Here is an 8,019-nt window from a genome sequence, read left to right on the forward strand (position 1 = left end):
TGTTGGATATCCTTTTTTTTTCCTTTTTGTGGCTTATTTACTATATTCTGTGATAGCATATTAGTGGTTTTTGATTGATAAAAGAGATATAGTGATAATGTACATGGAGGTACATTTATGCACTATGAAATACTGAATAATGCAGTTCAATTAATTAATGATGATGTTGTTTTAGCAGAAGTAACATTTCCTGAGGTTAAACCGGGAATAGTGGATATAAATCATACAGTTGTAGATCATTCCTTACGTGGACAAGGAATTGCAAGCATACTAATGACAATGGTAGCTAATGAGTTAATGAACTCTAATCGCAAAGCAACCTGCTCTTGCAGCTATGCTGTTAAATGGTTTTCAGAACATCCTGAATTTCAAGCACTACTTATAGATTAGTGCTTTTCATTTTGTGCTATAATATTTATTGCGAGGTTAGAATATGGAAATTAAAGTAATTACAAATTCAAAAGATGAAACACAAATGTTAGGAAAACAGCTTGGTCTCGCTGCAAAGCCACAAATGGTTTTCACATTGACAGGAGATTTAGGTGCTGGAAAAACAACACTAACGCAAGGAATTGCGAAAGGATTAAATATAGAACGAACTGTTAGTAGTCCGACTTTTACTATTTGTAAAATTTATCATGGAAGAATGGAATTATACCATTTTGATGCTTATCGTTTAGAAGGATTACATCAAGACTTAGGTTTTGAAGAAATGATTCAAGGCGATGGATTAACGGTTATTGAATGGCCTATGTATATGCAAGATATGATTAGTGATGAGTTTTTAGAAATTGAAATTAAACTATTGGAAGAAGAATCACGAGAATTTATTTTAAAAACTAATGGAAAGCAATATGAAGAATTGTTAGGAGAACTAAAACTATGATTACATTATGTATGGATACAAGTCATAAGCATTTAACGTTAGCATTAATTAAAGATGATGCTTTACTTGCAAGTAGTATGACAGAATGCTTTAAACAACAATCTGAGACTATATTTCCAGAGCTTGAAGTATTATGTAAAGAAGCAAATGTACAACCATCAGATATTAATCAAATCGTAATTGCTAGTGGACCTGGAAGTTATACAGGAGTTAGAATTGCAATGACGATTGCAAAGGTTTTTTGTGCAACAAAAGATATCCCATGTTACACTCTAAATACATTACAACTATACAGCGGTAATCATGATAATTGTTGTGTGCTATTAGATGCAAGAGGCAAAAGAGCTTACTTTGGTAAATTTAATAAGGGAGTAGCAATTGAGGACTTAGGTGTATATACATTAGATGAAATCAGTGCATTTATTACTAATGAAGAAGTATTAGGTGATGGAACTTTAATTGGTAGAGAAGATATTTATGTTGATTTAGCAAAATCATTTTTAGATTTAAAACCACAATGGAAAAAAGTAGAAAATATTCATTTGTTAGTTCCAGAATATTTAAAATCATCCGATGAATACTTGGTGAAATAAATGATCAGAGTAATGACATCTGATGACTTAGAAGTAGTAAGTATTCTTGAAAAAGAATTGTTTTCGCTTCCATGGCGTTATGACGATTTTAAAATTGAATTAGAACAGAATGAGTTTGCACATTATTATGTAGTAGAAGAAGATAATAAAATAGTTGGGTATTGTGGATTTTGGACATTATATGAACAGGCTCAAATCACAACAATTGGAGTGACTAAAGATTATCAAGGTAAAGGTATCGCTACTATAATGATGAATAAAATAGAAGAAGAATCGATAAAAGCAGGTTGTGAAACTTGTTCATTAGAAGTAAGAGTAAGTAATACTGTAGCACAGAATTTATATAAAAAATTTGGTTATATAACAATTAATACACGTAAGTCATATTATAGTGATAACCATGAAGATGCTTTCTTAATGATGAAAGCTATAGGAGGTTATGATGAGTCAAATTATATTAGCGATTGAAAGTAGTTGTGATGAAACAGCATGTTCCATTGTTAAAGATGGGAATGAAATATTATCAAATATTGTTTCATCTCAAATTAATGTACATAAAAAGTTTGGTGGAGTTGTCCCAGAGGTTGCATCAAGAATTCACGTAGAAAATATTTCCGTGGTAATAGATGAAGCTCTTAAAGCAGCCGGTGTAGGCATGAATGAAATTGATGCGATTGCATTCACTCAAGGTCCAGGTTTAATTGGATCATTGCATGTAGGAGTTCAAGCAGCTAAAACACTAGCTTGGGTACACAATAAACCACTTATTCCTTTGCATCACATTATAGGACATATCTACGCAAATGGATTTGTTGACACATTAGCATTTCCTTTACTAGCATTGGTTGTTTCAGGTGGACATACTGAATTAGTTTACATGAAAGATGAATGGAGTTTTGATATCTTGGGTACAACTCAGGATGATGCAATTGGAGAAGCATACGATAAAGTTGCACGTGTTTTAGGATTACCTTATCCAGGAGGACCAGCAATCGATAAATTGGCTAAAGAAGGTAAGCAACACTATGTATTACCTACACCTAAGACAGAAAAAGAATTAGACTTTTCATTCTCGGGTTTAAAATCGGCAGTTCTTCAATTAATTCAAAGAGAAGAAAAAAAGGGCGAATCAATTGTACCTGCTGATTTAGCATATTGTTTTCAAGAAACAGCATTAGATACATTAGTAAATAAAACTGTAAAAGCTGTAGAAAAATATAGTCCAAAACAAGTTGTGCTTGCAGGAGGAGTGGCAGCAAATTCAAGACTTCGTGAAAAGATGATTGAACGTATTGGTTCTATTGAAGGAGTACATTTAACGATACCACCTTTATGGTGTTGTACAGATAATGCAGCTATGATAGGTGCAGCTGGTTCAGTAGCTTATAACCACAAGTTATTTGGTACATTGGATTGTAGTGCTAATCCTTGTAAAGAAATTGATTGTGAATAAATTATAGTGTTTGTACAAAAAAATAAATCTTTCACAAATAAATAGTTTATGTTATATTAAAGTTGGTGATGAACAATGGAAAAGAATAGAAATGTACCCAAAGCAACACTTCAAAGATACCCTATATATTTAAAAGCATTGCGTAAATTACAAGATGATGGCATCCAAAGAATAATGTCAAAAGATTTGGCATCTAAGGTTGCTATAAAGTCTACAACAATTCGCCGTGATTTTTCGTTTTTAGGTAATTTAGGAAAACAGGGATTTGGTTATGATGTAGCAAGTTTGATTCAAATATTTAGTGATGAATTAGGTCTTGGGTTTGATGAAAAAATAATATTAGTCGGTGCTGGTAACTTAGGAAAAGCATTATTAAATTATAATAGATGGAATAATGTTGTTGGAGAAATCGTATGCGCATTTGATTTGAATCCAAGTGCTGTAACAGGTGCATCAGTTCCAGTATATAATATGAGCGAGTTAAAAGAACGGTTGCCTGAGGGTTGTAGAATTGCGATTCTATGTATTTCAAAGAATATTCAAGAAACTGTTGACCTATTGATTTCTTATGGAATTACTGGTATAGTAGATTTTACTCATGAACACTTTCAAGTTCCTGAGAATATTGTAGTTAAAACTGTTGATGTTGTTTCAAGTATTCAAGAATTAGTATTTGAAACAAATTCATTTAAAGATTAAGCGATGATGAAAGAGCACACTAATAAACTTTCAAAGAGATTCTAGGATGGTGAAATCTAGAAAAAGGGAGTTAGATGATGTAACAATTTCTGAGCTAGGTTGGAGAACTTAAGTAGACAACCTCGCATGACTGCGTTAAAGTCTTAAAGGTATGATAATAGTCATACGAAATAGGATGGTACCACGTGTTAATTACGTTCCTTGTTAGGAACGTTTTTTTATTTCAAAGGAGAGAGAATATGTTAACATTCATGACAGTAAGAGAGCTTTACGAATTAGTTGTATCAGGTGATGCAATGGAGATTGATCAAATTGAATATGTTCAATGCGAAGGATGGGTACGTACAAATCGAAATAACGGATCTATTGGATTTATTGAATTAAACGATGGAACTTATTTTAAAAGTTGTCAACTTGTATATGCAAGCACTTTAAATGATTTTGATGCGATATCTAAATACTTAACAGGAACAGCAATTCAAGTAACTGGTAAGTTTGTTTTAACACCAGAAGCAAAACAACCATTTGAAATTCAAGTTACTGAAGTTATTTTAGAAGGATCTTGTGACAATGAATATCCATTACAAAAGAAACGTCACTCATTTGAGTATTTACGTGAAATTGGTCACTTACGTCCAAGAACTAATACATTTAGTGCGGTATTTAGAGTTAGATCTGCACTTGCAATGGCAATTCATGAATTCTTCCAAAACCAAGGATTTGTATATGTGCATGCGCCTTTAATCACAGGAAATGATGCTGAAGGAGCGGGTGAAGTTTTTACTGTAACTACTCGTAAAGATGATAATTATGATGAAGATTTTTTTGGTAAACATGCAAGTTTAACTGTATCTGGACAATTGCATGCAGAGGCTTTTGCTTTAGCTTTTAGAGATGTTTATACATTTGGGCCAACATTTAGAGCTGAAAACTCAAATACCACTACACATGCAAGCGAATTTTGGATGATAGAACCTGAAATGGCATTTGCAGATTTATTAGATGATATGGATTTAATTGAAGATATGGTTAAATCATGTATTGAATATGTACTTGATAACTGTCCCGAGGAAATGAAATTCTTTAATGAATTTGTTGATAAGACATTACTTGAACGTTTAGAAAAGGTACGCACTTCTGAATTTGTTCGTATGCCTTATACTGAAGCTATTGAACATTTACTAAAAGCAGATGTTAAGTTTGAAAATAAAGTTGAATGGGGTATTGATTTAAACACAGAGCATGAACGTTATATTACAGATCATGTAGTAAAAGGACCAGTATTCTTAACTGATTATCCAAAAGACATTAAAGCATTCTATATGCGTGTGAATGATGATAATAAAACAGTTGCGGCTTGTGACTTATTAGTTCCTTCAGTAGGTGAATTAGTTGGTGGATCACAACGTGAAGAAAGAATGGATGTATTACTTGAAAGAATGAAAGAAATGGGAGTACATGAAAAAGGCATGGAATGGTATTTAGATTTACGTCGTTATGGTGGATGTAAACATGCTGGATTTGGTCTAGGATTTGAAAGATTAATCATGTATGTTACAGGTATGCAAAACATTCGTGATGTTATTCCATTCGCACGAACTCCAAGAAACTTAAACTTTTAATGCTAAGCGATGTCATTTGACATCGCTTTTCCTTACTCTAAGCCTTTATTTTATGGGTATTTTAGATTACAATAGTACTCGAGGTGCTTTATGGAAAAATATGTATTAAAAACAAAAAGTGATGGAACTGAAATAACTGTCAAAGATGTTCAAGATGTTTTGTTAGTTATGCTGAAGGATATTGATGTAATTTGCCAACGAAATAAAATTCCTTACTGGTTGAATGGAGGTTCTGCTTTAGGTGCAGTACGCCATTCGGGTTTTATTCCGTGGGATGATGATGCTGATATTGCGATGATGAAAGAGGATTATCTTCGTTTTATTGATGTCTTAAAAAAAGAATTACCTCAACAATATACATTTCAATGTTTTGATACTGACAAACGTTATAATGTCTTAATTCCAGGTATGAAGATTAGAAAAAAAGATACTTACTTAAAAGAAGTAAATACCCTATTACCTAATCGTTGTAGCGATAGTGATGGATTATTTGTAGATGTTTTTGTTTATGATTATTGCACACCTAATAAATTCATTGATTTGCCATTCCGTTTATTAAATCAAATTTTAATGCCATTTTTGATTGCATTTGATATGCTTCATATAAACCCAGTATTTTTAAAACGTTGGTTTATGTCAAATGCACGACTTTATGGAAATCTTAATAAAGGATCAGAGTATATTGGGTTTGACTTAACATGGACCTTTAAAACGCCGTTACATCCATTTATATTTAAGAAAGATGACATATTTCCTGTGCAATATGTAGATTTTGAAGATACTAAACTACCAATTGCTAATCATCCACATGAATATTTATGTACAGCAATTGCACCAAGCTATAATACGTTACCTCCAATTGATAAAAGAGCACCCAAACATATTGTAGATATTGAACTATAGGAGAAAGCTATGCTTTATCAAATTAACAAAGGATGTAAATACTTTGGAGCACAAACTGTCTTTGAAGACGTCCAATTTGAAATAAAAAATACAGAGAAGATTGCAATCGTTGGAAGAAACGGTTGTGGAAAATCTACTCTTTTAAAGTGTATTACGCATGAATTAGAACTAGATCGTGGGAACATTCATCAAATGAGTGGTACGACCATAGGATATTTAGCACAAACAACATTCAGTGATGAGAATAGAACTGTTCAAGAAGAAATGAATATTGTTTTTGAACCTATATTTGAATGTAAAAGGGAATTAGATGAAATAACTAATCGAATGACAGTAGATCATTCGGAAAAAATATTAGAAAAGTTTGCTCAAACACAAGAAAAGTTTGAACAAATGAATGGGTATAACTATCAAGCTGAGTTACTTACCGTATTTACTCGTTTTGGTTTCAGAAAAGAAGAATTAGAACGTAAGATTGAAACATTCTCTGGTGGACAAAGAACAAGGCTTGCTTTTGTAAAACTACTATTAAGTAAACCGGATATCTTATTATTAGATGAACCTACTAATCACTTAGATTTAGAAACAATTGAATGGTTAGAGGGTTATTTAAAACGATATGAGAAAGCAGTTGTTTTAGTCAGTCACGATAGAACATTTTTGGATCAACTTACAGAAGTGGTTTATGAAATTGAATATGGTGAAATGAAAAAGTATATTGGAAACTATTCATCATATATTGAACAAAAGAAACAAGATATTGAACGTCTTGGAAAAGCTTATGTAAGACAACAAAAAGATATAGAACGATTAGAAGCGTTAATTGAAAAATTTAGATATAAAAAGAACAAGGCTGCTTTTGCACAATCAAAAATTAAGTATCTAGAGAAATTAGATCGTGTTGAAAAACCTGAGGAAGGTGACACAAGATCATTTCATGCTCATTTCACACCGAAAGCAAAAGGTGGAAAAAGAGTACTTGAGGTTGAAGATTTAGTAATTGGGTATGATAAGCCATTAAGTAAAATTAATTTAGAAGTATTAAATGGACAAAGAATAGCGATATTAGGTGCAAATGGTACAGGGAAATCAACATTACTAAAAACAATAATGGGGATTATTCCAGCACTATCAGGTAATTATTTACTTGGACATCAAATTGATGTAGGTTATTTTGATCAACAATTAGCGCAATTTAATACAAGTAAAACGGTGTTAGAAGAGCTATGGGATGATTATCCGGATTTAGATCGAACAACAATTCGGTCTGTATTAGGGCAATTTCTTTTTAGTGCAGATGAGGTATTTAAAACTGTGGATGTATTAAGTGGTGGAGAGAAAGTAAGATTGTCATTTGCAAAACTATTGCTTAAACATTCTAATTTCTTAGTTTTAGATGAACCTACAAATCACTTAGATATTCAAGGAAAAGAAGCATTGGAAGAATCTCTATCAGGATTTGATGGAACAATTCTATTTGTTTCTCATGATCGATATTTTATTAAGAAAATAGCTACATCGGTCTTATTTTTAGATGATTCAGGAGCTCATTTCTATCCTTATGGATATCAAGAATACTTAGATCATGGCGATAAGCAGGATGAAGTAAAACAAGTACCACAAATGAAGCAAGAGGAAGAAAAGCCTAAAATAAAGCCAATTAATGCAAAAAGAGAGATTGCAAAGTTAGAGACGCAAATAAGTGAAAAAGAGGAAATACTTGAAGCCAAAAGAGAACTTAGATTTGACCCAGAATATTATCATGATTATGAAAAAATGAATGCTTTAGATGAAGAAATAGATCAAATTCACAATGAGATAAATCATTTGATGCAAAAATGGGAAGAGCTAAGTGAAATTTAG

The 8,019-nt window shown here is 32.1% G+C and carries 9 protein-coding genes and 1 other annotated feature; all 9 genes read left to right on the forward strand.

What is annotated here, in order from left to right:
* The first annotated feature begins 117 nt into the window (after nucleotides 1–117).
* The 9 genes from RR430_RS05730 to RR430_RS05770 all read left to right on the forward strand — a co-directional run bounded on the left by RR430_RS05730 (nucleotide 118) and on the right by RR430_RS05770 (nucleotide 8,019).
* Nucleotides 118–390 (forward strand): GNAT family N-acetyltransferase, encoded by a 273-nt coding sequence (locus RR430_RS05730; RefSeq protein ID WP_332488380.1) that lies wholly within the window; start codon nucleotides 118–120, stop codon nucleotides 388–390.
* A 43-nt stretch (nucleotides 391–433) separates the two neighbouring features.
* Entirely contained in the window at nucleotides 434–886 is a 453-nt protein-coding gene (gene tsaE / locus RR430_RS05735; RefSeq protein ID WP_332488382.1) for a tRNA (adenosine(37)-N6)-threonylcarbamoyltransferase complex ATPase subunit type 1 TsaE, read from the forward strand.
* Entirely contained in the window at nucleotides 883–1,479 is a 597-nt protein-coding gene (tsaB, locus tag RR430_RS05740; protein ID WP_332508769.1) for a tRNA (adenosine(37)-N6)-threonylcarbamoyltransferase complex dimerization subunit type 1 TsaB, read from the forward strand. The genes tsaE and tsaB overlap by 4 nt, the downstream gene beginning before the upstream one ends.
* Nucleotides 1,480–1,947, forward strand: a complete 468-nt coding sequence (gene rimI, locus RR430_RS05745) for a ribosomal protein S18-alanine N-acetyltransferase (RefSeq protein WP_332488385.1) — start codon at nucleotides 1,480–1,482, stop codon at nucleotides 1,945–1,947.
* The gene (tsaD, locus tag RR430_RS05750; RefSeq protein WP_332488387.1) at nucleotides 1,919–2,932 is read left to right on the forward strand and encodes a tRNA (adenosine(37)-N6)-threonylcarbamoyltransferase complex transferase subunit TsaD; all 1,014 of its coding nucleotides are present in this window, start codon (nucleotides 1,919–1,921) and stop codon (nucleotides 2,930–2,932) included. Before rimI ends, tsaD begins: the two co-directional genes overlap by 29 nt.
* Nucleotides 2,933–3,007: 75 nt before the next feature.
* Nucleotides 3,008–3,631, forward strand: a complete 624-nt coding sequence (locus tag RR430_RS05755; RefSeq protein ID WP_332488389.1) for a redox-sensing transcriptional repressor Rex — start codon at nucleotides 3,008–3,010, stop codon at nucleotides 3,629–3,631.
* Nucleotides 3,626–3,836 (forward strand) — a binding site (T-box leader). Its footprint overlaps the gene before it by 6 nt.
* Before the next feature lie 34 nt (nucleotides 3,837–3,870).
* Nucleotides 3,871–5,253 (forward strand): asparagine--tRNA ligase, encoded by a 1,383-nt coding sequence (gene asnS, locus RR430_RS05760; RefSeq protein WP_332488391.1) that lies wholly within the window; start codon nucleotides 3,871–3,873, stop codon nucleotides 5,251–5,253.
* A 90-nt stretch (nucleotides 5,254–5,343) separates the two neighbouring features.
* Nucleotides 5,344–6,156, forward strand: a complete 813-nt coding sequence (locus tag RR430_RS05765) for a LicD family protein (protein ID WP_332488392.1) — start codon at nucleotides 5,344–5,346, stop codon at nucleotides 6,154–6,156.
* Between the two features lie 9 nt (nucleotides 6,157–6,165).
* Entirely contained in the window at nucleotides 6,166–8,019 is a 1,854-nt protein-coding gene (locus tag RR430_RS05770) for an ABC-F family ATP-binding cassette domain-containing protein (protein WP_332508770.1), read from the forward strand.

The sequence above is a fragment of the Anaerorhabdus sp. genome (assembly GCF_036641015.1).
In the GTDB taxonomy this organism is placed as follows: Bacteria; Bacillota_I; Bacilli_A; order Erysipelotrichales; family Erysipelotrichaceae; genus Anaerorhabdus.